Origin of the sequence: Helicobacter pylori (assembly GCF_001998165.1) — a bacterium.
Taxonomy (GTDB): domain Bacteria; phylum Campylobacterota; class Campylobacteria; order Campylobacterales; family Helicobacteraceae; genus Helicobacter; species Helicobacter pylori_DL.
Genome location: NZ_MTWR01000057.1, coordinates 1 through 25,108, shown reverse-complemented (window position 1 = coordinate 25,108; position 25,108 = coordinate 1). Strand labels below are relative to the sequence as shown.

At 37.0% G+C, this 25,108-nt stretch carries 26 protein-coding genes and 2 pseudogenes; 7 read left to right on the top strand and 21 right to left on the bottom strand.

The window, feature by feature from the left end; translation table 11 throughout:
* The first annotated feature begins 14 nt into the window (after window positions 1-14).
* From BZK24_RS09665 to cagS, 3 genes are all read left to right on the top strand, one after another.
* The gene (locus tag BZK24_RS09665) at window positions 15-194 is read left to right on the top strand and encodes a hypothetical protein (protein WP_077656986.1); all 180 of its coding nucleotides are present in this window, start codon (window positions 15-17) and stop codon (window positions 192-194) included.
* Entirely contained in the window at window positions 131-511 is a 381-nt protein-coding gene (gene cagQ / locus BZK24_RS06970; RefSeq protein ID WP_077656985.1) for a cag pathogenicity island type IV secretion system protein CagQ, read from the top strand. Before BZK24_RS09665 ends, cagQ begins: the two co-directional genes overlap by 64 nt.
* A 429-nt stretch (window positions 512-940) precedes the next feature.
* A complete protein-coding gene (cagS, locus tag BZK24_RS06965; protein ID WP_077656984.1) occupies window positions 941-1,540 on the top strand; it encodes a cag pathogenicity island protein CagS in 600 nt (199 codons plus the stop codon).
* Between the two features lie 201 nt (window positions 1,541-1,741).
* On the opposite strand, the gene cagT is transcribed toward cagS, so the two are convergent.
* Together cagT and cagU are read right to left on the bottom strand one after the other, a co-directional pair.
* Window positions 1,742-2,584, bottom strand: coding sequence for a type IV secretion system apparatus protein CagT (gene cagT, locus BZK24_RS06960; RefSeq protein ID WP_000776471.1), 843 nt, complete (start codon window positions 2,582-2,584; stop codon window positions 1,742-1,744).
* 35 nt (window positions 2,585-2,619) lie between these two features.
* Window positions 2,620-3,276 (bottom strand): cag pathogenicity island translocation protein CagU, encoded by a 657-nt coding sequence (gene cagU / locus BZK24_RS06955; protein WP_077656983.1) that lies wholly within the window; start codon window positions 3,274-3,276, stop codon window positions 2,620-2,622.
* Between the two features lie 379 nt (window positions 3,277-3,655).
* Between cagU and cagV the strand changes: the two are divergent.
* Window positions 3,656-4,348 (top strand): annotated as a pseudogene (cagV, locus tag BZK24_RS06950) (cag pathogenicity island type IV secretion system protein CagV); the annotation flags it as partial.
* Window positions 4,347-5,288 (top strand): annotated as a pseudogene (gene cag5, locus BZK24_RS06945) (VirD4 family type IV secretion system ATPase Cag5); the annotation flags it as partial. The pseudogenes cagV and cag5, both read left to right, overlap by 2 nt.
* 139 nt (window positions 5,289-5,427) lie before the next feature.
* Here cag5 and cag4 read toward each other — a convergent pair.
* The 4 genes from cag4 to cag1 are packed head-to-tail and all read right to left on the bottom strand — an operon-like array spanning window position 5,428 to window position 7,967.
* Window positions 5,428-5,937, bottom strand: coding sequence for a VirB1 family T4SS lytic transglycosylase Cag4 (gene cag4, locus BZK24_RS06940; RefSeq protein ID WP_077656981.1), 510 nt, complete (start codon window positions 5,935-5,937; stop codon window positions 5,428-5,430).
* Window positions 5,938-5,946: 9 nt separating this feature from the next.
* Window positions 5,947-7,392 carry a type IV secretion system outer membrane cap subunit Cag3 gene (gene cag3 / locus BZK24_RS06935; RefSeq protein WP_000488753.1) on the bottom strand — a complete coding sequence of 482 codons (1,446 nt, stop codon included), beginning with the start codon at window positions 7,390-7,392 and terminating at the stop codon, window positions 5,947-5,949.
* Window positions 7,393-7,406: 14 nt separating this feature from the next.
* Window positions 7,407-7,604 carry a cag pathogenicity island protein gene (locus BZK24_RS09905; protein ID WP_077656980.1) on the bottom strand — a complete coding sequence of 66 codons (198 nt, stop codon included), beginning with the start codon at window positions 7,602-7,604 and terminating at the stop codon, window positions 7,407-7,409.
* Between the two features lie 15 nt (window positions 7,605-7,619).
* Window positions 7,620-7,967, bottom strand: coding sequence for a cag pathogenicity island protein Cag1 (cag1, locus tag BZK24_RS06925; RefSeq protein ID WP_077644409.1), 348 nt, complete (start codon window positions 7,965-7,967; stop codon window positions 7,620-7,622).
* 173 nt (window positions 7,968-8,140) lie between these two features.
* Between cag1 and BZK24_RS06920 the strand changes: the two genes are divergently transcribed.
* Window positions 8,141-8,971 (top strand): HP0519 family Sel1-like repeat protein, encoded by an 831-nt coding sequence (locus tag BZK24_RS06920; RefSeq protein WP_077656979.1) that lies wholly within the window; start codon window positions 8,141-8,143, stop codon window positions 8,969-8,971.
* 75 nt (window positions 8,972-9,046) lie between these two features.
* Here BZK24_RS06920 and csd6 read toward each other — a convergent pair whose 3' ends face one another.
* The 6 genes from csd6 to BZK24_RS06890 all read right to left on the bottom strand — a co-directional run bounded on the left by csd6 (window position 9,047) and on the right by BZK24_RS06890 (window position 14,051).
* Window positions 9,047-10,039 (bottom strand): cell shape-determining L,D-carboxypeptidase Csd6, encoded by a 993-nt coding sequence (gene csd6, locus BZK24_RS06915; RefSeq protein ID WP_077656978.1) that lies wholly within the window; start codon window positions 10,037-10,039, stop codon window positions 9,047-9,049.
* A complete protein-coding gene (gene era, locus BZK24_RS06910; protein WP_171972424.1) occupies window positions 10,036-10,941 on the bottom strand; it encodes a GTPase Era in 906 nt (301 codons plus the stop codon). Before era ends, csd6 begins: the two co-directional genes overlap by 4 nt.
* Window positions 10,941-12,272 carry an ATP-dependent protease ATPase subunit HslU gene (gene hslU / locus BZK24_RS06905; protein WP_077656976.1) on the bottom strand — a complete coding sequence of 444 codons (1,332 nt, stop codon included), beginning with the start codon at window positions 12,270-12,272 and terminating at the stop codon, window positions 10,941-10,943. The genes era and hslU overlap by 1 nt, the downstream gene beginning before the upstream one ends.
* Complete coding sequence (gene hslV, locus BZK24_RS06900) at window positions 12,272-12,814, bottom strand: ATP-dependent protease subunit HslV (RefSeq protein WP_077656975.1); 543 nt, start codon at window positions 12,812-12,814, stop codon at window positions 12,272-12,274. Before hslV ends, hslU begins: the two co-directional genes overlap by 1 nt.
* A gap of 3 nt (window positions 12,815-12,817) precedes the next feature.
* Complete coding sequence (gene rplI, locus BZK24_RS06895) at window positions 12,818-13,267, bottom strand: 50S ribosomal protein L9 (protein WP_033779800.1); 450 nt, start codon at window positions 13,265-13,267, stop codon at window positions 12,818-12,820.
* Window positions 13,268-13,754: 487 nt separating this feature from the next.
* Window positions 13,755-14,051 (bottom strand): hypothetical protein, encoded by a 297-nt coding sequence (locus BZK24_RS06890; protein ID WP_000682202.1) that lies wholly within the window; start codon window positions 14,049-14,051, stop codon window positions 13,755-13,757.
* A gap of 229 nt (window positions 14,052-14,280) precedes the next feature.
* On the opposite strand from BZK24_RS06890, the gene glnA reads away from it, so the two are divergent.
* Window positions 14,281-15,726: a type I glutamate--ammonia ligase gene (glnA, locus tag BZK24_RS06885; protein ID WP_077656973.1), complete on the top strand. Its 1,446-nt coding sequence runs from the start codon at window positions 14,281-14,283 to the stop codon at window positions 15,724-15,726.
* Between the two features lie 227 nt (window positions 15,727-15,953).
* On the opposite strand, the gene BZK24_RS06875 is transcribed toward glnA, so the two are convergent.
* The 9 genes from BZK24_RS06875 to BZK24_RS06830 all read right to left on the bottom strand — a co-directional run.
* On the bottom strand, window positions 15,954-16,124 hold the full coding sequence (locus BZK24_RS06875; protein WP_001874176.1) for a hypothetical protein: 171 nt from the start codon (window positions 16,122-16,124) through the stop codon (window positions 15,954-15,956).
* Between the two features lie 432 nt (window positions 16,125-16,556).
* The gene (dapB, locus tag BZK24_RS06865) at window positions 16,557-17,321 is read right to left on the bottom strand and encodes a 4-hydroxy-tetrahydrodipicolinate reductase (protein ID WP_077656971.1); all 765 of its coding nucleotides are present in this window, start codon (window positions 17,319-17,321) and stop codon (window positions 16,557-16,559) included.
* A gap of 21 nt (window positions 17,322-17,342) precedes the next feature.
* A complete protein-coding gene (glcD, locus tag BZK24_RS06860; protein WP_077656970.1) occupies window positions 17,343-18,722 on the bottom strand; it encodes a glycolate oxidase subunit GlcD in 1,380 nt (459 codons plus the stop codon).
* A gap of 1 nt (window position 18,723) precedes the next feature.
* Window positions 18,724-20,076, bottom strand: coding sequence for a plasminogen-binding protein PgbA (gene pgbA / locus BZK24_RS06855; RefSeq protein WP_077656969.1), 1,353 nt, complete (start codon window positions 20,074-20,076; stop codon window positions 18,724-18,726).
* A gap of 10 nt (window positions 20,077-20,086) precedes the next feature.
* Window positions 20,087-20,725, bottom strand: coding sequence for an NUDIX hydrolase (locus tag BZK24_RS06850; RefSeq protein WP_077656968.1), 639 nt, complete (start codon window positions 20,723-20,725; stop codon window positions 20,087-20,089).
* A complete protein-coding gene (gene csd3 / locus BZK24_RS06845; RefSeq protein ID WP_021176080.1) occupies window positions 20,725-21,945 on the bottom strand; it encodes a peptidoglycan DD-metalloendopeptidase Csd3 in 1,221 nt (406 codons plus the stop codon). The genes BZK24_RS06850 and csd3 overlap by 1 nt, the downstream gene beginning before the upstream one ends.
* A 215-nt stretch (window positions 21,946-22,160) precedes the next feature.
* Window positions 22,161-22,910: a R.Pab1 family restriction endonuclease gene (locus BZK24_RS06840; RefSeq protein ID WP_077656967.1), complete on the bottom strand. Its 750-nt coding sequence runs from the start codon at window positions 22,908-22,910 to the stop codon at window positions 22,161-22,163.
* The gene (locus tag BZK24_RS06835; protein WP_077656993.1) at window positions 22,897-23,889 is read right to left on the bottom strand and encodes an adenine methyltransferase; all 993 of its coding nucleotides are present in this window, start codon (window positions 23,887-23,889) and stop codon (window positions 22,897-22,899) included. The genes BZK24_RS06840 and BZK24_RS06835 overlap by 14 nt, the downstream gene beginning before the upstream one ends.
* 45 nt (window positions 23,890-23,934) lie before the next feature.
* Window positions 23,935-25,108: toprim domain-containing protein (locus tag BZK24_RS06830; protein ID WP_524707064.1), on the bottom strand; the 1,174-nt coding region annotated here is incomplete at its 5' end.

Here is a 25,108-nt window from a genome sequence, read left to right as displayed (position 1 = left end):
AAAAAGGATATGGCTTGTTTGGTGGCAAAATATTTGATTTGTTTGCGATTGGTGGTTGCTTACCGCTTGATTTCATGAGTAATCTTAGATTCAAGAATTTTCTTAGTAGCTTTAGGCATGCTATTGTGAAATGCTTCCTACTAAAACACGCATTAGAGATCCGAACAAGCAAGAACTTACACAACCAAAAATAAAAGGATTGAGTATGGGAAAAATTTTAGCTTCTTTGTTGGGTGGCGGAACAAATCTTTTTACAGGTTTATCCAGTGATTTGTTTTCTATGATATTAAATTTTTTGTTCTTTCTGATGTTAATGATGGGACTTAATGAAATATTAGGGAAAAAATTCAACTTGCCTATGGACAATATCAAGAATTTTATGGCAGAAGTGCTGAAGAATGGATTCGATAGTATCAAAAACATGGGATCTGCTTTGGTTGGTAATGGTTTTGGTAGCAACAAATCAGACAAAGCCACTAATAAAATGAGTGTCTCTCAAGTAAGACTCTAGTGGTGTATTAACTCTCTAAAGATGAAATTTTTTCATCTTTCATGCAGAGCTTTGTTTGATCAACAAGGCAATAGATTACTAGCTGAACATTATGATTTTATTACTTAAGGCTCCTTTTTGAAAATGAGTTATCTTGACTCTTTATTTTAGTTGTAACGCATTCTTACAACTTATCTTGCTTTTTATAAACATTAAAACTTTTTTAAATCGGTTTAGGGCTATTTGTGAAAGCGTTTTTTGTAGGTTTTGAAAAATAGATACAAGAGTGATTGAAGCAATATTTTATGGTTAAAAAAATAGTTTCTTGCTCTTTGAATTATGACCGCTCTGAAATTCTCACGCAACAAATATTGTATAATTTCAATATAAACTTTTACGATCTGAACAATCTAAAGAGGAACCAAATCCATTAAAGGGATCAAGAGCGATATGAGTAATAACATGCGAAAACTCTTCTTAATGATTGCCAACTCAAAAGATAAGAAAGAAAAACTTATTGAGAGCTTGCAGGAGAACGAACTTTTAAACACTGATGAAAAAAAGAAAATCATAGATCAAATAAAAACCATGCATGATTTTTTCAAACAGATGCATACAAACAAGGGAGCGTTAGATAAGGTTCTAAGAAATTACATGAAAGATTATCGCGCTGTTATCAAAAGCATTGGTGTTGATAAATTTAAAAAGGTTTATCGATTGCTTGAGAGTGAGACTATGGAACTGTTGCATGCCATTGCAGAGAATCCTAATTTCTTATTCTCTAAATTTGATCGATCAATTCTTGGAATATTTCTGCCTTTCTTCAGTAAGCCCATCATGTTTAAGATGAGTATTAGAGAAATGGACTCGCAAATAGAATTGTATGGCACTAAGCTCCCACTATTGAAATTGTTTGTGATGACAGATGAAGAAGTGAATTTCTATGCTAATCTAAAAACCATTGAACAATATAACGACTATGTTAGGGATTTGCTGATGAAATTTGATCTTGAAAAATACATGGAAGAAAAAGGAGTGCAAAATGCTTGATATGGAAAACGAACAAAAAATCTCGGTGTAACTAACAAAATTCAGTTTGAAAAATATTCGTCTTGGGCAGAGACAGAATTAAAAAATGATGAGCACTTTAAAAAGATTACCTACTTGATCGCCTTACCTATCAAGTAAAGCTAACGCCCGTTGGCGTTTCTCTCTACCCTTAGAAAAATCTATTCTCTCCTTTTCTTTCAATCACTTACCACTGAGCAAACTTCTGATTTGATTGCGTAAGTATTCATTCTCTCTTTCTTCTTGCAACTTCTCCCTAACTTCTTCCTCTCTGGCTTGCATGTTCAAGTTGCCATTCTTAAAAATCTCAGAACTAATCACATTCTGCCTCATTTGATAACCTGCACGATTACTCAAGGTTTCTAAAATTTCTCGTTGGTTATTTTTCCTAGTGGTATATTCTTGTTCCTTGTCTTGTAAGAGAGTCTTGTAATACTGATTGATTTTTTCTAGCTGAGCTTTTTCTCTTGCCACTTCATTAATCACTTGCTTGTTGTTTGCTCCACTCACATCATAGCCATGCAAGTTTTTTGTGTTAGCTCCTAGCATTGGCTGACTCCCTTGCAACACATCAAAGGTCTGTGGTTGTTCTTTATTGTTAGGATTATCATTGTAGTTACTCGCTATCATCACCACACCTTTTTGATTCAAAGTAGGCTGCAAATAGAAATCAATGTCAGATCTTGCTCCATTAGCTTGGAAGTAATTCTTGTATTGAAGGATCTTATTGGCATCGCCTATGAGCGTAATCTTTTTAGAATGATGGACAAGTTTGAAAGTTAGTACAACTTGTTTATTATCCAACAAATAGTCCTTGTAATTTGGCAACTTCACTTGCACCATGAATGGTGTGTCTTTGAGTTTGTCATTTAAGGGGATCTCACTATACTTTTCTATCAGTTCATTATACACAGGCGTATAAACATGGTTCTTTTGTTTCACCACTTTTTTCGCATAGTTACTGCATGCACTTAAAGTTAAGCACAGAATTGTCGCACCGATTAAAACACTTGCTCTCAGTTTCATTATTGTTTCTCCTTATTGCTCTTGTTTCATTAGTTTCATTCTGCACCGCCTTGTTTCTTTGAAGTGAAAAGACCATTGATAAAATTTTTTATACCAATAACTTTAATAACTTTATAAATCAAATAGCCCATACCTATGAAGCAAATGTTTTTCAAAACAAAGAGCACCTTGTCGTTAGTGCTACCAATTCCTAATATATACAGTTCATAAATCGATCTAATTGTTTCTAATCCAAAAAACAAAACCGCACCCACACCAAAGGCATAGTAAAAATACTGAAGTTTTAGTTTTGTTTTTAGACTTTCCACTAGCTCTGTGTTTTTGCTAGTTCTTAAAAATACAAAATAGATTGCAAACAAAACAAATATCCCACCCATACACAATCCTAACAGATGCTCTAGTCCCCCTATATATCCTAAGAATGAATGAGCGTATGCTTCCATTATTCTTTGTTTGGCTTGTCCTATCTGCATCAGAAGTTCATACCTTTTTTCTTGCGGTAGCTTTTCTATTTCTATTAGGATATTTTTCAACTCTTCTTGATTCTTTAAAGCTTCGTGAAATCTTTGTTCCCCTAAACTCCCTTTAGGATATAATGAGTCTAGCAAATTTAAGAGATCGTTACTCTGTGAGTTGCTAGGTGGTGGGGCGTTTAGCGGATTAGGTCCATGATGCTCTGTTGTATCGTTCATGAAGCTCCTTTCAAGAATTAAATTGAGAACTTATTTTGATATTATACCATTCTCTCTATGAGTTGCGATTGTCTTATCTCTTTGAATTAGGCGCTTCTAAAATTTCATTACTGATTACGACTGCTTACTCATCGCTCTTACTTTTTGAGTTGTATCGTGTTTCATCTTGCTTCTTGTTTGAAGCAATCCGCTACTTACATTATATTATAGAGAATCTTTGCTCAACGCCTTATCCAAAAAGGTTTTTGTTAAAGGTTTTTCAAATACATAGTTTTTACAGAAATTTTGCTATAATTAGGGTTATTTTAAGGAGTTTTTAATGAAAAGTCTCTCAAGTTTTACAACCAACAAACCAATAATTAAACAATAAAGCTGTCGCATGTTAGGGAAAAAAAACGAAGAAGTCTTGATTGATGAAAATTTGGTTGGGGGTGTGATAGCCCTTGATAGATTGGCAAAACTCAATAAGGCCAATAGGACTTTCAAAAGGGCTTTTTATCTCTCTATGGCACTCAATGTCGCCGCTGTAACGAGTATTGTGATGATGATGCCTTTGAAGAAAACGGATATATTTGTTTATGGCATTGATCGATACACAGGAGAATTTAAAATTGTCAAACGCTCCGATGCTAGGCAAATTGTCAATTCTGAAGCTGTTGTGGATAGCGCAACTTCAAAATTTGTCTCATTGCTGTTTGGTTATAGTAAAAATTCTTTGAGGGATCGCAAGGATCAACTGATGCAATATTGCGATGTGAGTTTCCAAACCCAAGCAATGAGAATGTTCAATGAAAATATCAGACAATTCGTGGATAAAGTCCGAGCAGAAGCTATCATTAGCTCTAACATACAAAGAGAAAAAGTCAAAAATAGTCCCTTAACGAGATTGACATTTTTCATTACCATCAAAATCACACCGGATACAATGGAAAATTATGAATATATTACTAAAAAACAAGTAACTATTTATTATGATTTTGCTAGAGGTAACTCTTCTCAAGAAAATCTTATCATCAATCCTTTTGGCTTCAAAGTGTTTGACATTCAAATCACAGATTTACAAAACGAACAGTGGCGATAATCTAAGAGCGCTTAGTCCTGCCACTAGAAACATGTGGAATAACTTCAAGACAATGGGTGGCGCTAGAGAAACTTATAGCTCGGTTCAAGGGGTATACACTTCAGCCTTTGCTCCTTATAATAACGCAATGATCAGGAATTTCACGAGCGCTAATGATTTTGATTTTAGGCGTTTAAGGATCGATGAGGTCAGTATTGGCGTGATCGCTAACCCCAAAGAAAGCACTATTGTTGGACCGATATTAGAGCTGTTTTTCAACGTGATGATTTATAGCAACCTGATTCTGCCAATCCATGATCCACAATGCAAAAGAAGTTGCTTGATGCTTATGGACGAATTCACTTTGTGTGGCTATTTAGAGACCTTTGTTAAAGCGGTAGGGATCATGGCAGAATACAACATGCGCCCCGCTTTTGTGTTTCAAAGTAAGGCGCAATTAGAAAATGATCCCCCACTTGGTTATGGCAGGAATGGCGCTAAGACTATTTTAGACAACCTTTCTTTGAATATGTATTATGGGATCAACAACGATAACTATTATGAACATTTTGAAAAGCTTTCTAAAGTGTTAGGGAAATACACAAGGCAAGATGTGAGCCGAAGCATTGATGACAATACGGGTAAGACCAACACTTCTATCAGCAACAAGGAGCGGTTTTTGATGACCCCTGATGAATTGATGACTATGGGCGATGAGCTTATCATTTTAGAAAACACGCTCAAACCCATCAAATGCCACAAGGCGCTTTACTATGATGATCCCTTCTTCACCGATGAGCTCATTAAGGTGAGTCCAAGCTTGAGCAAGAAATACAAATTAGGGAAAGTGCCAAATCAAGCAACTTTTTACGATGATTTGCAAGCCGCTAAAACCAGAGGTGAATTGAGTTATGATAAATCTTTAGTGCCTGTGGGTTCAAGCGAACTGTGATTAAGACAAAATATCTTAACAAAAAGAAAATTAAAAGATAATGATGTAAATGATATTATTATAAATTCATAAGATAGGAGAAGTGTATCACCAAGATTGCTTGTAAAAATTACAAAGATTCAAAAATAGTTAGTATGCTCTACTCGTTGTAACGCACTTGAGAATAAATGCAGCGAAACTTCTTCACATAAGTGCCATTAGGGTTGTGTTTCATTCCCCCATTATAAGCGCCTATTGCCATTTCCACTAATTGATACACGCTTTTGTTGGGGTGTTTTTGTTTGTAATAATCAAAATTTTCTTTTAAAATTTGTTTGGCTAATTGGATCGCAAAATCCACATCGTTTAACAATTTGGTTTTGAGGAGCGTTTTAGAGTAGGTAGGATAGAATTTTTTAGCGGTGTTTAGGGTGATATGAAACATGGAATAAGAAGTGTCTTTAATAGAAATTTCGCGCTTGTTGTTCAACCCTAAAGAACTTTCCAATAAGGCGATAGAGATGAGCGTTCGGCACACCACTTCATTGTCGCAGCCTTTTTGGTGAATATGGATAAGATTTTCGTATTGCTTGAAACTAATGGCTACCTTTTGGCATGGATAGGCTAAGGAATTAAGAAGCAAAGTCAGACCAATCCATTTCTCAAACAAAACTTTAACTTACTTTGAATCTTTCAGTAACGCTTTTTGTAACTTCTGCTTGTCGTATTTGAGCTTGTCCTTTAGAGGTGAGAGCAGATTTTGAACACTCTCATAACCACACAGCATTCCCTCTTTGTAGGGATCATTTTTGATTTTTACATAGAGGCTAATGCCATTAGCGTAACACAAGCCATTAGACTTGACATAGTAGCTCTTAATTTCTTCTTCTAAGCTTCTCAAGTCATTAGGGTTGAGAGGGCTTTTTTTGCTGTAAGAATTTTCACTAATCAAAGTCCCTTGATAGCTTCGTTTGATCGTGGTTTCTTTATCCACTAACAATCCATTATAGTTTTCTTTTTCCTTGACAACTCTCATTGTTTCATCAGGATTACTTGTTCTAGGAGAAATAGGCACTTCCACTACTCTAGGTTTCTTAGCGTTTTTCTTTTTCAACTCTGCTTCCAAAGCTTTTAGTTTCTTTTGATTTTCTAAGTCTTTGAGCTTGTATTTAGCCAATTCAGCCTCTTGTTTTTCTTTTTCTGCTAAGAGTTTCTTTTCTCTCTCTTCTTCATTGGTTATGAGTTGGGAGTTAGCGATTAGCTCTTCTATGAGCTTCTCTTTGCTGTTTTCAGGAGCGGTTTGAGTGGCATAAGGTGATGGTTGAGCCTCATTGGCGTTATTTGTCTCTTTTAGTCTATACAAGCTATAAGGAGCAATGATATTGGGTTTTTGAGTAGCGCTATCGCTAGTGGGCATAGCTACCATTTCATCTCTTAGGGGCGAACACACTTCATCATTGGGTCTGCAGATCACATCGTTGGCGTAGTTGAAATACGCGCGTTTTTGTTGTTCAAAAAGCTTATTCTCATCAATTGACGCTCCCTTATCAAGCGTGTGGGCGTTGGGATCGCTTCTTTTTGGCACTCTCAAAAAAGTCGCTTGGGCGTAAGGTAAGTTCTCATTGATTTTTAGGACAAACTTAGCGTTTCGTTTGTTGAGTGCTTTGAGAATGTTGTAATACCCATTGACTTGTTCTAGTGAGCCTGTGATGATGATGAGATCCGCATAAGTCCCCATCGCTCTTGTTTTGATAATGGGGTTTTCTATGGATAAATAGTTGTTGTAATCCAATAGATCCATAGCGTAGAGATAGGTTTTGTCTTTCAAAGCGCTATTACCAAACCAATCCCCAAAGCTTTTATCATTCACATTCAAGGTGTCGTATATATCAAAAAGCGCTTGAGTTTTTGTGTCATCAACAGAGGCATATTGAGGTTTCTTATGATCAGGAATCTGTTGGCGCTGTTTAGCTTCTTTTTTGAGTCGTTTAGCTTCTTTCTTGGTCTCTTTAGTTTCTTTAGTGGCCTTAATGACCTTATCGGCTTCACTTATTTCTTTAGCATAAAGAGTGTTAGAGGTTAGTAAGCCTATGAGCGATACAGCGGTTGCTAGTTTTCTAAACATTAGTTTCCTTTTTTTCAGTTGGTTTTTATTTTTAAAGCCTTGCCAATGGATTTGATCAACCCCACCAACTCGTAGCTAGACTCATATTGCAAATAACTATTCTTAAATCTAAAAAAAGAATTTATAGGTCGCTTGTGTGGGTCATGCAGTGAGTAACAAACCACCAGAACACCTAAATTTGTGAGATTTTCCCTTATTCTTTCTTCAGTCAAAATCGTTGTTCTGCCTCAATCTTTAGTCTCTTTAGCTTCAGTTGGTTCGTTGGTAACGCTTGCTGCTTGAGATTTTTGGGTTTCGTTATTGACAGTTGTGGCCGCTTTAGGTTGTTTTTTGGACAATTTTTCAACCAATTTCACTAAGTTGATATTAGAAAAAGACAAAAAGATTCCTATTGCGACAAAGATTATCCCAACAATCCCCATAGCACCGCTCAAGACACAACATAAAACCCCTGCTCCAATGAGACCTAATGAATCATAACGCTTATCAGTCAAATTGTTTTTGAAAAAATTTACAAAAGCGTTTGGTTTTTTTGTTTCATGAGTTGCTTCAGTTGTATTGATTGTGTCAGCCATAGCATTACCTCCATAATGGTATATTTTCAATTTGTTACTACTATGAAACAAATCCATGTCATTATAGCAAAAAATATAAAACCATCTCCATGTTGTCATTATGCTGTTGTTTGTAATTTAAAAAAGATGATAAAACAAGCTAAAGAATGGCTCAAATTGTAAAAGGATCTGACATGTTTAAAGATTTTTATCGCACCACTCTCTCTTTTTTAAAGCCTTTATTGCTTTTATTGGGTTTATTGTTGCCGTTTTCACTTTGTATAGCTGATGAATATATTAGCATCAGTGATGATTGGGATGAAATTGCGCGAAATCATAAGACATATTATTTTGAAAATGGTTTAGACCATTTTAATCAAGGCCAATACAAGCAAGCCTTTAAAGATTTTAGATTGGCGCAAGAATACAGCATTGGGCTTGGCAGCGTTTATTTAGCCAAAATGTATTTGGAGGGAAAGGGCGTGAAAGTGGATTACAAAAAAGCGCAATTCTATGCACAAAACGCTATCAAAGGGTATGGGAGCGGGTTGTTAGGGGGCGCTTTAATTTTAGGACGCATGCAAGCGCAAGGCTTAGGGATGAAAAAGGATTTGAAACAAGCGCTTAAGACTTACAGGCATGTGGTTCGCATGTTTTCTAATAAAAGCACAAATTATTTTGCTAACAATTTTAGATTACCAAACCTTGTGTTCACTAGTATGCTTATTGGATCGCGATTCATTGATCTTTCAGGTTTGAGCGCGAATCCTATAAAATTTGGAAAGAAGTTTGGAATACTTGTTATGAAATCCACTCAAATCAAAGATAAGACACTTCTTTGGGAAGATATTGCTGAAATTTCAAGCAATATTACTTTACTCAAACAACAAATGGGGGAAATCCTTTACAGAATCGGGATCGCTTATAAAGAAGGGCTTGGCACCAAAAAGAAAAAGGAGAAGGCTAAAAAATTCTTGCAAAAATCCGCAGAATTTGGCTATGAAAAAGCCATGGAAGCTCTGTAGTTTTTTTAATCAAACTTGTATCAAGCTTTTAAGATTAAAAAAATCTGCTTAAATCACTCTCATTAAAACAAAGCCCTATTTTTCCATTATAATAGACACTTGGTTGTTTTCAATCTCTACATAGAGTTCTTTTTGAGAATTAGAGCTATAAGAAAGCTTGTTTTGCTGGTAGGCTTTGTAATCTTGGTCAAACACCACATAAAACAAGCGTTTGTTCTGGGAGTTGGGGTAAGGGATCACGCTAATAGAAGAAAAAGCGATATTCTTTTTTTCGTTTTTCGCAAACACCCTTTTTTTATACTCTTTAAAAGCGTTGAATTTCATGCCGTCATAGCGAGTGAAGTTGGGGTTATAAAAACGCATGTAGCGTTCAAAATCGCCCCTAGCCCAAGCTTCTTTCCATTGAAAAAGGGAGCTTAAAACCATGCTCAATTCTTCTTTAGTGCTGGGGAAAAACTTGTCTTCATAGGTGATGAGGAACGCTTTTTCGCCTTTTAACGCTTTATCATAAGAGCTTAAAAGCGGGTTTTCAATCGCAATGCAGCCCTTGGTGTTCAATTCATTCCGATCGCCATTTAAAGGCATTCCATGCACCCAAATGCCATGCCCGGTGCGTTTTTTCAAGGTGTCATACAAATTGGGGTAATTCGTTACAAAAGCCAACACGCCATAATATTGATCCAAGCGCTCTAATTTCTGCGTGATACGATACACCCCAATAGGCGTGGCCAAATCGCCCTCTAAAGTTTTATCGCCCTTTTTAGAGCCTACAAGGGCTTTAGAGCTGTTGATTTTTTTAAGCATGTTGTTGTCTATTTCATAAAACTCTAAACTAGGCTTGGATTTATCCGCCACAAATAAAAACTGCTTGTTTTGATAATAACCAAAATCCGTGTCCTTGTTTTGAAGCTCTTCTGCCCAAAAAGACTTATCCGCTAAATAAGAATCCAATTTTTGACCCACCACTTCCAAGCCTTGTTTTTGATAAAGGCGCACAATTTCTAACAAACGATCACTAGCATTCAATCCCACAAACCCCATTAACAGAGCCGGTAATATTTTTTTCAATCCCTATTCCTTTGATAGATATAACCCAATTTTTGCAAGCTCTTTTCTTCCTTGCTCCATGATTTTTGAGCGATCACTTGCAAGTTTAAAAAAACCTTTTTTTCGCCCACTTCTTGCATTTTCAATCGCGCGTTAGTCCCGATGCGTTTGATATTCACCCCGTTTTTGCCTATCACGATTTTTTTTTGGCTTTCTTTTTCTACGATAATGCGCGCATACACCTTGTCTATGCGTTCTTCTTCTATAAATTTATCAATCATCACATCGCTTTCATAAGGGATTTCATCGCTCAAAAAATCAAACAAACTCTCCCTAATGATTTCCTTATAAATATCGCGCATTTTTTCATCGCTCATTAAATCCTTTTCAAAAAGCCATGCGCTAGGGTTTAAATGCTTGCTGATGCATTCTAAAAGCGCGTTTAAATTTTGAGATTTTTTCGCGCTCAAAGGCACTAGAGCTAAAAATTGCGATGAATATTTTTGATACTCTTGTAATTTTTGTAAAACCTGCTTATGCGTGGCGGTGTCAATCTTGCTCAAAGCCAAGATATGGGGTTTTTGGCACAAACTCAAAAACTCTTCATACCCTTTCAAATCATCATGCACAGAAGCCAAAAAAATGCGCAATTCAGCATCGCCCATCGCTTTTAAAGCCTGTGAGAGCATGCACTGGTTGAGTAATTTTTCTTGATGATGGAGTCCTGGAGTGTCTAAAAAAATGATTTGGCTCTCATACCCTTCTTTATCTTTAAAAGGCACGATGCATTTCATCAATTTTCTGGTCGCATTAGCCTTATGCGAAACAAGGGCTAAATGAGCGTTTAATAAAGTGTTTAAAAGAGTGCTTTTTCCAGCGTTTGGTTTGCCTATAAGAGCTACAAAGCCCGCCTTAGTTTTCATTATAAAATATACTTCACTAAATTTTCATCAGCCACTAAATCCCCTAGCTTGGATTGAACCAATTCTTTAGTGATAATGATACGTTGCCCAGAATAATCCTCCGCTTCAAAACTAATGTCTTCTAGCACTTTTTCAATAGTGGTGTGCAACCTTCTAGCACCTATATCTTCGCTTTTTTGATTGGCGTTATAAGAAAGTTTGGCTAACTCTTTGATCGCATCGTCTTCAAACGCAATTTCTACGCCCTCCACTTTTAAAAGGGCTTGGTATTGCTTGATGATAGAGGTTTTAGTTTGGGTTAAAATCATATACATGATTTCTTCGGTTAAATTCTCTAACTCCACCCTTAAAGGGAAACGGCCTTGCAATTCAGGGATCAAATCGCTCGGCTTAGAAAGATGAAAAGCCCCTGCCGCAATGAATAAAATATGCTCTGTTTTAATAGAACCATACTTCGTATTCACCACACTCCCCTCTACAATCGGCAACAAATCCCTTTGAACCCCCTCCTTACTGGGATCTTGACGGCTTCCTTCTTTAGAGCTGACAGCAATCTTATCAATTTCATCAATAAAAATCACCCCTGAACTTTCCGCGCGCTTCAAACCCTCCATTTTAATGGCTTCGCCATCTAAAAGCGTGTCGCTAATTTCTGCTTTTAGGGCTTCTTTAGCCTCTTTAACGCTTAAAGTTTTCTTGACTTTATCCTGTTCTTTATGGAAAACCTTAATCAAATTTTCTTGAACCCTTAAAATTTCAGGCGGCACATTGGAATCAATCTCTATGCTTTTTTTACGCACTTCAATTTCAATTTCTCTACTATCCAACTCGCCTTGCGCGATTCTTTGTTGCATTTTTAAAAGGCTGTTAGCGTATTCTTGTTTTTTCTCTTCACTCACGCCACTGGGCAAAGGGGGTAAGAGTTTTTTAGCGATTTTTTCTATAACCGCTTCTTCAATCTTGTCTTTTAATTTTTCTTTATGCTCATTTTCCACTAAAAGCACGCTGTTATTGACTAAATCCCTTACCATAGACTCCACATCGCGCCCCACAAAACCCACTTCTGTGTATTTGCTCGCTTCCACTTTCACAAAGGGGAGTTTCATGATTTTTGCCATTCTTCTTGCGATTTCAGTTTTACCCACGCCAGTAGAGCCAATCATTAAAATGTTTTTAGGCGTGATTTCTTCTTGTAAGGATTTTTCCAGTTGCAAACGCCTGTAACGATTCCTTAAAGCGATAGCGATAAACTTTTTAGCCTCCTTTTGCTCAATGATGTATTCATCTAAATAAGCGACAATTTCTCTTGGGGTCATATTCAATTTAGACATTAAAGCTCCAAAATTTTAATATTCGTGTTGGTGTAAATGCAAAGATCCCCTGCGATTTTTAAGGACTCTTCTACGAGTTTTCTAGGCTCTAAATGAGCGAAATGATCCAAAGCCCTAGCCGCGCTCAAAGCAAAATTCCCCCCACTCCCAATAGCAGCGATCTTATTGTCTTCAGCTTCTAAAACATCGCCCGTGCCGCTCAAAATAAAAATGTGATCGAAATTTAAAACGATCATCATCGCTTCCAGTCGGCGTAAATACTTATCCTTGCGCCATTCTTTGCTGAAGTCCACCACGCTTTTAAACAAATCCCCTTTTTTGCTCTCTAAAATGCGTTCAAACATATCAAACAAACTAAAAGCGTCCGCCGTGCTACCGGCAAACCCGCTTAAAACCTGGTTGTGATACAAGCTCCTGATTTTTGTCGCATTGGCTTTGACTACGCAATTACCCAAAGTTACCTGCCCATCGCCTCCAATGAACGCAAACTTCTTGCCCCCCATCTCCCCTCTATAGCCTAGAATCGTCGTCGCTTCAAACATTTTTTACTCAGCCACCACATCAATTTTAAACACGCCCACAATCCCCGATCCAAGCTTGACTTCAATCTCATAAATCCCTGTGCTTTTAATCGGGTGTTTGAGTTCAATGTCTTTTTTATCTAAATTTAAACTCGCATGCTGTTCTTTCAAACGCTCAGCGATCTCTTCTTTAGTGATCGCTCCAAATAAAGAGCCGTTCGCGCCAACTTTTTTGTGGATAGTCAGCGTGATGGTTTGTAAGGTTTCTACCATTTGCAATTTTTGCGCTTTTTCTAAGGCTTCTTTTTCCGCTTTCTTTTTAACTTCGGCTTTGTATTTATTGATCACTTCGTTAGTGGCGAGTTTGGCTTTTTGGTTAGCGATTAGAAAGTTATTCCCATAACCATCTTTAACCTCACACACTTCACCCGCTTTGCCTAAATTTTTCACATCTTCTAGTAATAGAACTTTCATCATATCCCCTTTAAGTTGTAAGTAATTTGTAATTATACTCTTTTTATAATTAAAAAAGGCTCTATTCTCATCAAATGTTGATCGCTAAAATTTTTTTAATTTTTTTGAAAAAAGTTTGTTTTTAAGCTTTTTAATGATGTTTTTATAAAACTTTAAGGGGGTAGTTACTTTAAGGGGGTAGTTGGGTATTTTAAAATAATCTCCTCCTTTAAAATCCCCCAAAACCCTACGAACGCTTTAAGAAGTTATCGCTTGGCTAAAATTAAAATAAATAAATTAAAATAAATTAAAATTAAAGTCAAGCTCTCCATTGTTTAATTTAAATTTTAATTTAAATTTTATTATCAGCACCCGATTGGAACGGAGTCAAAATAAAAACTCCATATCCAACAAAACATTGATCTAAAAAATCTTTAAAGGCGTTTTTTAACTACAAAAGCTAGTTGCCTTGACTAACCTGCACCTATGTGGATGCAAGAGTGGTTTCCTACCTTTCATTGAAATCTAGGCTAGGAAAGTTAAGATTTAAAGCAGGAAGAACACTTCCCAAAATATTCTCTAGATGCTGTATCTTTTTACCTTGTTCGCGAGTTAGAGAAAGTGAATAATAAAGTGCTTCATTAAGCCCCTTGTTTTCATCTTTAAGTCTTTCAATCTGATCTAAGGTCTGCTTAAGACCGCCATTCAAATATGCTGCTTTAGCATTATACAGAGCCACACCTTTTAAAGGTTTTCCGTACCTATCGCAGAAAACACCATTTATAAGTAAGAAGTTGTGTTTCATAATTTTTCCTTAAATTTAAAGTAACATCCTATTTCTAGGATATGGCTAACTATACCTAATAGCTAGCAAACGAATATTACCACAAAAAAAGAAAACAGAATGCCAAAATTTTAAAAAAGGTGGTTTTTAGTCTCTAAAAATTTAGGGCGTCAATTTTACTTTTTTACCCCATAAATGCTATAATCACCCCTATCAATCAAACTCAATTCATAACAATTAAAGGTAGTTAATGATAGTAAGAACTCAAAATAGTGAAAGCAAGATCAAAGAATTTTTTGAATTTTGCAAAGAAAATGAAGTGGAATTTGTGGATTTTAGATTCAGCGATATTAAAGGCACTTGGAATCACATCGCTTATTCTTTTGGGGCTTTAACGCATGGCATGTTTAAAGAGGGGATTCCTTTTGATGCGAGTTGTTTTAAAGGCTGGCAAAGCATTGAACACTCCGATATGATTTTAACCCCCGATTTGGTGCGTTATTTCATTGACCCTTTTAGCGCAGATGTGAGCGTGGTCGTGTTTTGCGATGTGTATGATGTGTATAGAAACCAGCCTTATGAAAAATGCCCTAGAAGTATCGCTAAAAAAGCCTTACAACATTTAAAAGATTCAGGTTTGGGCGATGTGGCTTATTTTGGCGCGGAGAATGAATTTTTTATCTTTGATTCCATTAAAATTAAAGACGCTTCCAATTCCCAATACTACGAAGTGGATAGCGAAGAGGGCGAATGGAATAGAGATAAAAGCTTTGAAAACGGCGTGAATTTTGGGCATAGACCGGGCAAGCAAGGGGGCTATATGCCTGTGCCGCCAACGGATACGATGATGGATATTCGCACAGAAATCGTGAAAGTCTTAAACCAAGTAGGGCTAGAAACTTTTGTCGTCCATCATGAAGTCGCGCAAGCGCAAGGCGAGGTGGGCGTGAAATTTGGGGATTTAGTGGAAGCCGCTGACAATATCCAAAAACTCAAATATGTGGTTAAAATGGTCGCTCATTTAAATGGGAAAACCGCCACTTTCATGCCAAAACCCCTATATGGGGATAACGGGAGCGGGATGCACACCCATGTGAGTATTTGGAAAAACAACGAAAATCTTTTTAGTGGTGAAACTTACAAGGGCTTGAGTGAGTTTGCCTTGCATTTTTTAGGGGGCGTGTTGCGCCACGCTAGAGGGTTAGCCGCTTTCACTAACGCTTCCACTAATTCTTACAAGCGCCTGATTCCGGGATATGAAGCCCCATCCATTTTAACTTATTCAGCCAGCAATAGGAGCGCTAGCGTGCGTATCCCTTATGGGATTTCTAAAAACAGCACGAGGTTTGAATTCAGGTTTCCTGACAGCTCATCAAACCCCTACTTGGCTTTTGGGGCTATTTTAATGGCGGGCATTGATGGCGTTAAAAATAAAATGGATCCCGGCGAAGCGATGGACATTAACCTTTTCAAGCTAACTTTGGACGAAATCAGAGAAAAGGGTATCAAACAAATGCCCCACACTTTAAGGAGATCGTTAGAAGAAATGCTAGCCGATAAGCAGTATTTAAAAGAAGGTCAGGTCTTTAGCGAAGAATTTATCCAGGCCTATCAGTCTCTTAAATTCCATTCTGAAGTGTTCCCATGGGAGAGCAAGCCCCATCCTTTTGAATTTATCACCACTTATTCATGCTAAAACAATGAGCGAATCAATAATCCCATTTTAAGAATAAGGCAAAAATGCCTTGTTCTTAAAAAAAGTGGTTGGAAAAATTGATTTTCTTTGCTTTTTGGATAAGCCTTACTTAAGGCTCTTTGATCTTTAACAATGGGGTTTTTAACTTTATTTTTTATGCAAAACTCATTTTTTAAGGGGACAGAGAGCATTTGAAATAACACCCCTAAAACCCCCTAAAAGTCGGTTTAGTTAGTGTGGTAAGGGCTATCAAAGTCTTTGGGCGTGTGGTGCACTTCTTTCTCTATAACAACATCTTTAACGCAAGCAACATGCAAAGCGTCAAAATAAGTCTCAACGCTAGCGCAACCGCCAAGTAAAGACGCTCCAATGAACACGCTATTTCTAATGGTTTTCATTTTATATCCTTTTATTTTAGAATTTTTTAATAACTCAAATACTTTAATCATGCGTTTATGATAGTTAAGTTCATTATTAAACAAAAAGTAAATAAAACTCAAAACAATCAAAATAACGCTCTAAATCCAAAAAACAGAAACGCTACCCTTTGTAATTCTTGATAATTTTTGCTATAATAAAGCCCTAACTGAAATTGTTCGTTTTATTTTAGTTAGGCTCCTTGAATTGAAATTGTAGTAGGGTTTACCACACTTGCCTTGTGTTACTAATCACACAAGGCAAGATTAACTCTTGCAAAATAAACTCTTCCAATACAGCTTAATCGTTAGCAATATCCCTTATAGTATAGTAAAAACCTTTTAGTAAGGCTAAAAAGGGGAAATATTTCATCGTAAAAGCGTGAATTATTTATACAAAAAGAATTAAAACATTCAACCAAACATCTCGTTGATTTCATATTTTTTAGCGGTTTTATCCTTAAGCCACAGGGCCACTTCTAAAGCCCCTTTAGCAAAAATAGATCGGTTAGTCGCCGTATGGCTAAGCTCTATGTATTCGCCTTCCAAATAAAACCCTATCGTGTGCTTCCCGGCGACATCGCCCCCCCTTAAAGCGGCTATGCCAATGCTTTCTTTAGAGCGCAAACCTTCTCTGTGAGTGATGAGAGCGTTTTTTTTATCATACCCTCTAGCCTTAGCGCAAGTTTCATACAAACTCAACGCCGTGCCGCTCGGAGCGTCTTTTTTGAGATTGTGGTGCGTTTCTACAATTTCAATATCCGCATCTTTTAATTTCAAAGAAGCTAAAAAGGCTAATTGATTGAGCATCACAATCCCTAAAGACATGTTGTGCGCATGCAAAAGCGGCGCTTTCAAGGCTAATTGTTGCATTTTTTCTAGCGTTTCTTTTTCTAAACCGGTCGTGCCAGAAACTAAAATTTTAGGGCATTCTAAAAGAGCCTCTAGCAAATTATCCACGCCTTTAGGTAAAGAAAAATCAATCACGCATTCGCAAGCTCTCACAAACGCTTTTAAATCATTGGTTACTAAAGGGGCGTGCGAAAAAGAACTGAAATCCGTTTCGCATTTTTGCCTGACAAACACGCTAGATAGCTCTAATCCCTTATACCCCCCTTTTAATTCTTCTAAGAGCAGTTTCCCTATACGACCGCTCGCTCCATAAACACCGATTTTCATGCACTTTCCTTGCTTTAAATCTTACAACCCCATTTTAAAAGGGTTTAAAATATTGTTAGGATCGAGAGCTTTTTTAATGTTCCTAAAAAGCTCCATTTCACTATGATTAAACGCTAAAGGCATGAATTTGGCTTTAGACAAGCCTATGCCATGCTCCCCGCTTAAAGTCCCCTCCAAACTAATAGCGGCCTGAAAAATCTCTTCCATAGCCTGATGCCCTTTTTCTAAATCCCTTTTAGGATCTTCTAGCATGATATTCACATGCACATTGCCATCGCCCGTATGCCCAAAGCAAGGGATTTTAAAGCCGTATTTTTGGCTTATTTTAACGACTTCTTGCAACAAACTCGGCAAACTCGCCCTAGGAACGGTCACGTCTTCATTCAATTTCTTTTTACCATAAACGCTAATACTTTGAGAAGCGTTACGCCTTGAAAACCATAAATCCTGCTCTTCTTGTTCATTTTGAGCGATCTTAAAATCCACGCAACCATTGGCTTTGAAATGCTTTTCTATCTCATTGAGTTGCCATGCAATCTGCTCTTTAACCACGCCATCCACTTGAGTGATGAGTATCGCTCCAGCGTCTTTGGGTAAGCCTTTAGAAAATCGTTCTTCCACCGCCTTGATACTCAAATTATCCAAAAATTCCATCGCTACAGGCGTAACGCCGCTGCTCATCGTCTTATAAACGGCGTTCATGGCGTCTTCAATATGGTTAAAAACCCCCATCGCGCTTTGTTTTAGGGGCGGTTTGGCTAAAAGCTTTAAAGTGATTTCAGAAATCACGCCCAAACACCCCTCACTAGCGATCATCAGCCCTGCAACATTAAAGCCGGCGACATCTTTGATCGTTTTTTTGCCTACCCTTATGATTTCACCATTCGCTAAAACCACCCTTAAAGCCATGACATAATCTTTAGTGATGCCGTATTTAGCCGCACGCATGCCACCGGCATTTTCAGCGACATTCCCCCCTAAAGTGCTTTGATTTTCACTCGCTGGATCTGGGGGGTAGAAGAGATTCAATTTTTCCACTTCGTTTTGGAAATGCTTGTTAATCACGCCCGGTTCTACTCTAGCGATTAAATTTTTAGTGTCAATCTCTAAAATCTTATCCAAATGTTTTTCTACGCTTAAAACTAGCCCCCCACTCACGCTCAACGCCCCCCCTGTAAAACCGCTCCCAGCCCCCCTAGGCACAACGATGATGCGATGCTCGTTGCAATATTTTAAAATCTGGCTGATTTCTCGCTCGTTTTTAGGGAAAATCACGCCGCTAGGCAAATGCCTTTCTTTAGTAGCGTCATAACAATAAGCGTTCAAATGCGCTAAATCAGTGAAAAAATCCTCTCCCCCTACTAGGTTTTTAAAGTATTTGAGGTGTTGTTGGTCTAACATGTTATTTTTTACCCGCTTCTAGCACCTTTCTTCGCTCTTCAAGCTCTTTTTCATCTCTTTCTTGATGCTCTCTCGCTCTTTGTTCAAATTCTCTCGCTCTTTGTTCGGCTTTGGCTTTTTTCTTTTCTTCTTTCAAGCGGCGTTTTTCTTCTTTAGAGCTTGGTTTTGGCACTTCTTTTTTAACGGCATTCTCTTTTAAGACAGAAGTATTTTCTGTGTCTTTTGGAGTGGCGTTGTTTTCACTACTTGGCTCATTAGCGGATTCTTGCTTGATTTCTCGCTCGTTTTCTTTGGCATTGACTTTTTCATTGCCTTTATCCATTCCTAAAGCTTTTCTTCTTCCTTCAGTCTCTTTTTCGTCTCTTTCATCATGCTCTTTTTCTCTTTCTTCCAATTCCATAGCCTTTTTGGTGGCTTTGGCTTTTTTCCTTTCATCTCTTAAATAGCGCCTTTCTTCTTTAGAATCAAGTTTTCGCTCTGCTTTTTGGTAGTTTTTCTCTTCTAAAGTAGGAGCGTTTTCTGTGCTTTGATTGGCTTTTTTAGGCTCTTTAATGGCTTCTTGCTTGATTTCTCGTTTAATTTCTCTAGAATCAATCCTTACTTCTTTCTTTTCAATCCTCACTTCTTTGCGTTTTTCTTTTTTCACTAAAGCGTCATAGTAAGCGAAGTAATTTTTAGATTGACTGCCTGAAAAAAGTTTCCCTAGCGTGCCTGCATCAATGCCCTCAACCCTAGAAAAAAACGGCGTAGAAGTTTTAGTAACGCCACTTGTATCCAACTCTCTTTTTTCTAAAATTTCAAAACTCTCACAGCTTAAAATATTGAGCGTGTTCGTGGTTACAATATAAATCACCCCCACGCTATAAACATTGCACGCTTTCCTTAAATTAGCGATTTTTGGGTCAAACCCATTCAAAAAAGTAACCAACAAATCAGAACTAATAAAATTAATATCAGTATTAGTCGCTCTGATTTGCTCATAAATTTCATCATTAGGAGCGATTAAAAACGCTTGGTTGTTGAATTGCCTAAAATAGACTAAATCGCCCTTTCTAGCGACCATTCTTGGAGTGGGTAAATGCCTTTGTTTCATAGACTCAAACGCTCTGAATTTAGCCGTTGCGACACCATTTTCAACGGCAATAATGACCACTTCAGAATTAACGATTTCATAATCTGAAAGTTTAGTAACGACAAAACCAAACTCCCCCACTTGCAAATCATGAGCCGGAAAACGAATGATTTTTTTAGGCAAATCCACAAATTCTACACTCACTCTTAAGGGTTCTTGCCAAGAGGCTGATTGCAAGCTTATAAAACTCATTAAAAGAAGTCCTATCAAAAGCCTTAACATACAATTCCTTTTAAACATTTTTAAACTTTTTTAAATGCCATAAAATGGCTAAAGACAATCCGGTGGTTTTAGCGTATTGAAAATCCATTATAAAATCAAGAGCTTTTAATCGCTTCAAAAACAGCACTTCAATCTTTTCGGCATCAATCCCCCCACCCTTTGAAACTTTCAAATGTGCGCACACTTCAGCGTAATAGAGCGTTTGCAAACTCCCACTCAAGCCGGTTGCGCTATAAAATTGGCCTATGGTTTCTAAATTTTTAGGGCTGATCTGGTAACCGCATTCTTCTAGCGCTTCTTCGCAAGCGATTTCTTCTAAACTCTTATTAGCTTTATCCACAAGCCCTGCGCACAATTCATAAGTGTATCCGTCAATATTTTGATCTTGATTGCACTTAAAATGAAAATGGCGTGCATAAATGGCTGGGCGGAATTGTTTCACAATCACAAAACAATCGGATTCTTTTTCATAGAGTAAAACCGCCACGCTGTCTAAAGACTTAATAATATCCCATGTTTTCTTAGTATTCTCTTCATTATAATGCATGCGTTTTAATTCTATGAAATTAGAGCTAGAACAAGGCTCTAAATACACATTGGAATCGTCTATTAAAGATTTTTGATTGAAAGCATTCTTAAAATAAGACATTAAAAACCCTCTAAAAGATAAAATGAATTTTTTTCAAAAGAATGGGTTTTAAAAAGTTCTTCTAATTTTTGCTTAGAATGCTGAGCTTTTTCTAAAAAAACCTCTCTTTGTTTGCCATGCAACTTGCTTTTAGCGGTGCGGATATAGCCTAAAGGATTAATGGGGCGGGAGTTTTTATACACGCCAAAATGCAAATGCGGCCCGGTGCTTAAACCCGTGCTCCCCACTCTTCCTATGATTTGCCCTTTTTTAACGAACGAGCCTTTTTTCAATCCGTTAGCAAACGCACTCATGTGAGCATACACCAAGCGCAATTCGTTCAAATGGATTTCAACTACTTTCCCATACCCCACCTTAACCCCTATAAAACCCACACGGCCATCTGAAGCAGAATGGATCAAACTGCCATGTTTAGCCGCATAATCCACGCCGTAATGAGGTCGTCTAACTTTTAAGACAGGATGGAACCTCCCATAAGAAAAAGGCGAAGAAATGCGGGTGTATTTCACCGGGGTTTCTAGTAAAAACCCTGCCACTTCTTGCGCTTTTGAATCGTAATAACGCCCGTTTGAATGGGAAAAGAGATAGTATTGGTGCAAACGAGAGCTAATCATGGCTATTTTAATAGTCGGCTGGCCAAACGCTTGCCCCACACGATAATCTCTTGTATAAACGATAGCGATTTTATCGTTTTTTGCTAAGCGTTTAAAAGGCACGCTTTTTTTATACGCGTTCATCAATTGGTTGGCTAAAAGGGGGTCATTGATGGCTTTGACAATATCTTGATAGGGCGAAGTTTGTAAAGAAAGAAGCAAAGTTTTTTCTTTACGAGTGAAAACAATGGGGATAAAGTCTAAAAAATAATCCTCCCCTTTTTTGTAAATATGGATTTGCAAATCCTGGCTTATAGGGATAAGGGCTTGAATGAGCGTGTTATTTGCATCTCTTAAAGTGTAGTAGGTAACATTGCTTTGGATTTCAGCGCTCAATTCTTTATCTTGAGAGCTTAGGTTGTAGTAGAGTTTTTGGGGAATATGGTTTTTTTCTAAAAACCCTAACAGCGTGAGCTTATCCCACACAAGCCTTTCGCCCACCAATAAAGTTTGCTTTTTAGCCATTCCATCGGCTTTTAAAAGAACCCCATAGGATAAAGGGAATAAAAAAGCAACTATTAAAGAATAGATAAAATTTAAAATAATTTTCTTATGAAAAAATACCATGCAGTCGTTTAATGCCTTCAATTGAATCTGTATTTTATTGAGTATAACATAAGCCATTAAAGAAAATTGATACAAGTTTTAAAACATAGCCTTGTTTTTATGGCTTTATGAAACGCGTTTTATTGGTGCATGGTTATTTCCCATAAACGGGTTTATCTCGCCTAGATCTTGTAGCGTTGGATATTCATTCTCTTTTTAATAATTCGTATCGTTAGTTAATTTTGAAGTATTTTTTCTAAAATCTTTAACACATCGTTATGGTGCGCTTGGCTTAAAAGTCCAAAAATTTTAAGCATTTCTAAAAACACAAGAGCGTTGGTTTTATGGATAGTTAAAAAAGCATGTTCTTTGAGTGTAGCGGTTCTATTTAATAAAGGGGTAGCGGTTTTTAATTCCAAAATAGAAAAGCAAAAATACAGCATGGCTTGGACTTTAGAGCCGTATTGTTGCTCTCTAATAACGATTTCACTCAACTGATTATCATTAAAAGAATGAATGAGTAAAGGATAAGAAATGCGTGAGAGTTCAAAATCCATGCCCCCAAATTGATGCGATCTAAATCTTTCTCTTATAAAATTATCTTCTATAAATTGTTTTTGTTTTTCTAAATATTTTAAAGTATTTTCTAAATTTTCTAAACTGATTAAATTTAATTGCTTAGCGTAATAGATTATCTCACTCAATTCATAAAGGGTTTTTACTTTATTATTAGCCCCTAAAAAATGATATTTTTCATCTTTTAGGGTAGTGAGCTCAAATTTTTCTTTATCTTTAATGGGGACATCATAACCGATTTGCCACTCTACATAATGTTTTAAACTAAAAGGGATTTTTCTAGTCGCTGTTGAAATGCCATAATCGCTAAAGGCATGTCTGATTTTCACACGCACTTTGCCTGAAATGGAAGTTAAAGGAACAGAAACCTCAATCGCTTTTTTACTATCATCAATCCTAATCAAACTCACAAGGGTGTCCTTGAAACAATTTTTTAAAATATTCTAAACGCGCTCTTTTATCTTCTAAAAAAGCGTCTTTAACTTCTAAAAAAGCGAAATGATCAATAATAATATCCAAATTACCAAAATAATAAGGGATTTTAGGGGCGATTTCCTTAAAATAATGGATATATTGGTAATAAATCAATTTATCTTGACTGATATACACCGCATTTTCGCTTGGCGCGTTTAAAAAAGTTTTGTTGCGTTTGAGAGCGTTAATGTCTCGCATAGGGAAAAAATAGCCCACGCATGCATCAACCTTTTTAGCGTTAGGGTATTTATCCACATAATTGGCTATATAATCAAAATCGTTTAAGCATAGCGTTGTATCGCAATCAGTTGGAAAAATAAAATGCCTAATCTCTGCATAGTCCATTCGCCCTCGCTCATATAAAGCTATCACAATAGGAAATTCGTTACTTTTAGTGAAAGATTTAGAAGAAACAACCAAAGCGTCTAAAAGCCTGTAATGATCCTTAAATAGCTTTAATTGCTTAAAATTAGCTTCTTTGATGAGGTAAGATAAAGGGTGTAGCACGCAAATAAACGCCGGCTTTAAAATTGCAAAAGATTTTAAAAAACTTATCCCTAAATCCCTAGATTTCAAATCGTTGTCTATCTCAAAAATGAAATCTTTATTTTTAATATCTTGTTTGATAAAGGAAGTTCTATCGTTATAGGGGGGATTGCCCACAATGATTAAAGGCTCATCTTGGCTAATGCCATAATTTTCTCTTTTAGGATTAACTAGAGCGTTTATTATTAAAGCACCACACTTAGGGTCAATATCCGCTCCTATTTTTTTAGGGTGGTGGAGTTTTAAAAACTCTTTATTGCCACATGCGGTGTCTAAAAGCGTATATTTTTCAATACCAACATGCTTTTTTAAAAGCCTGTAAGCACAATCCACTAAATAAGGGGGCGTGTAGTAAGCCCCTAAATTCACGCTCTCTTGTTTGGTTAAATGTTTAGGGGTTCTAATCAAAATCCCTTACACATCTAGCTGTTTCACGTCTTTAGCATGCGCTTGGATAAAGGCTCTTCTAGGCTCTACTTCATCGCCCATGCAAAGCGAAAAGACTGCATCGGTTTTTTCCAAATCTTCAATTTTGAGTTTGATTAAGTTGCGGTTTTCTTTATGCATGGTCGTTTCCCATAAATCATTAGGGTTCATCTCGCCTAGCCCCTTATAACGCTGGATATTCGCTCCCTTTTTAGCGTAATTTTCCACTTCTTCTAAAAACGCCAAAATATCCTTATTTTCCAAGAAATCTAAATTATACTCCATAAGCTTTTGGTAAGTGTAATGCGCTTCTTCAAACAACACTTCTTTAAAGAGGTTGTCATCTAAATTAAATTCCACCAAGCCCTTAGGGGTTTGCACATGCAAATGCAAGCTTTCTTCAGTAGCAAAAGAGCGTAAGATCTGATAATTCAAACCCTCTAATTTTTCCAAAATGCTTTTTTCTAAAACTTTCATATCAAGGCTTAAGGCGTCCTTAGTTTCAATCAAAAAGCGTAAAACTTCTAGCAAGTTGTAGCGTTTTTCTAATTCCAAAAGCGTATAGCGGTAATGACGCACCACTTTTAACAAATTCATCAGATCGTTCTTGCCAATCCCTTCAATATCCACCGAATTGATGCCATGCTCAATTAAAAAATGATCCAAAGCGACGCCATCTTTAAGATAAATTTCTGTCTTGCCTTTCTTGTATTTGTAAAGAGGGGCTTGAGCGATATAAACATGCCCTTGTTCAATCAGCGGGCGTAAATAACGATAGAAAAAAGTCATCAGCAGGGTTTGGATATGGCTCCCATCCACATCAGCATCGGTCATGATAATGATTTTATGATAGCGCAATCTTTCTATATCAAAACTCTCTTGAATGCCACACCCAAAAGCCGTGATCATGTTTTTAATTTCTTCTGATTTCAGGATTTTTGACAAATGGCTTTTTTCCACATTTAAAATCTTACCTTTCAAGGGCAAGATCGCTTGGAAAACCCTATCGCGCCCTTGTTTAGCGCTCCCGCCCGCGCTATCGCCCTCCACTAAAAAGATTTCACTCTCTAAAGGGTCTTTACTCTGGCAATCGGCTAATTTTCCATGGCTTTCTGGGGCTGGAAGGTTAGTGGTTAAAGACTTGGCGTTATTTGCTGGAGGC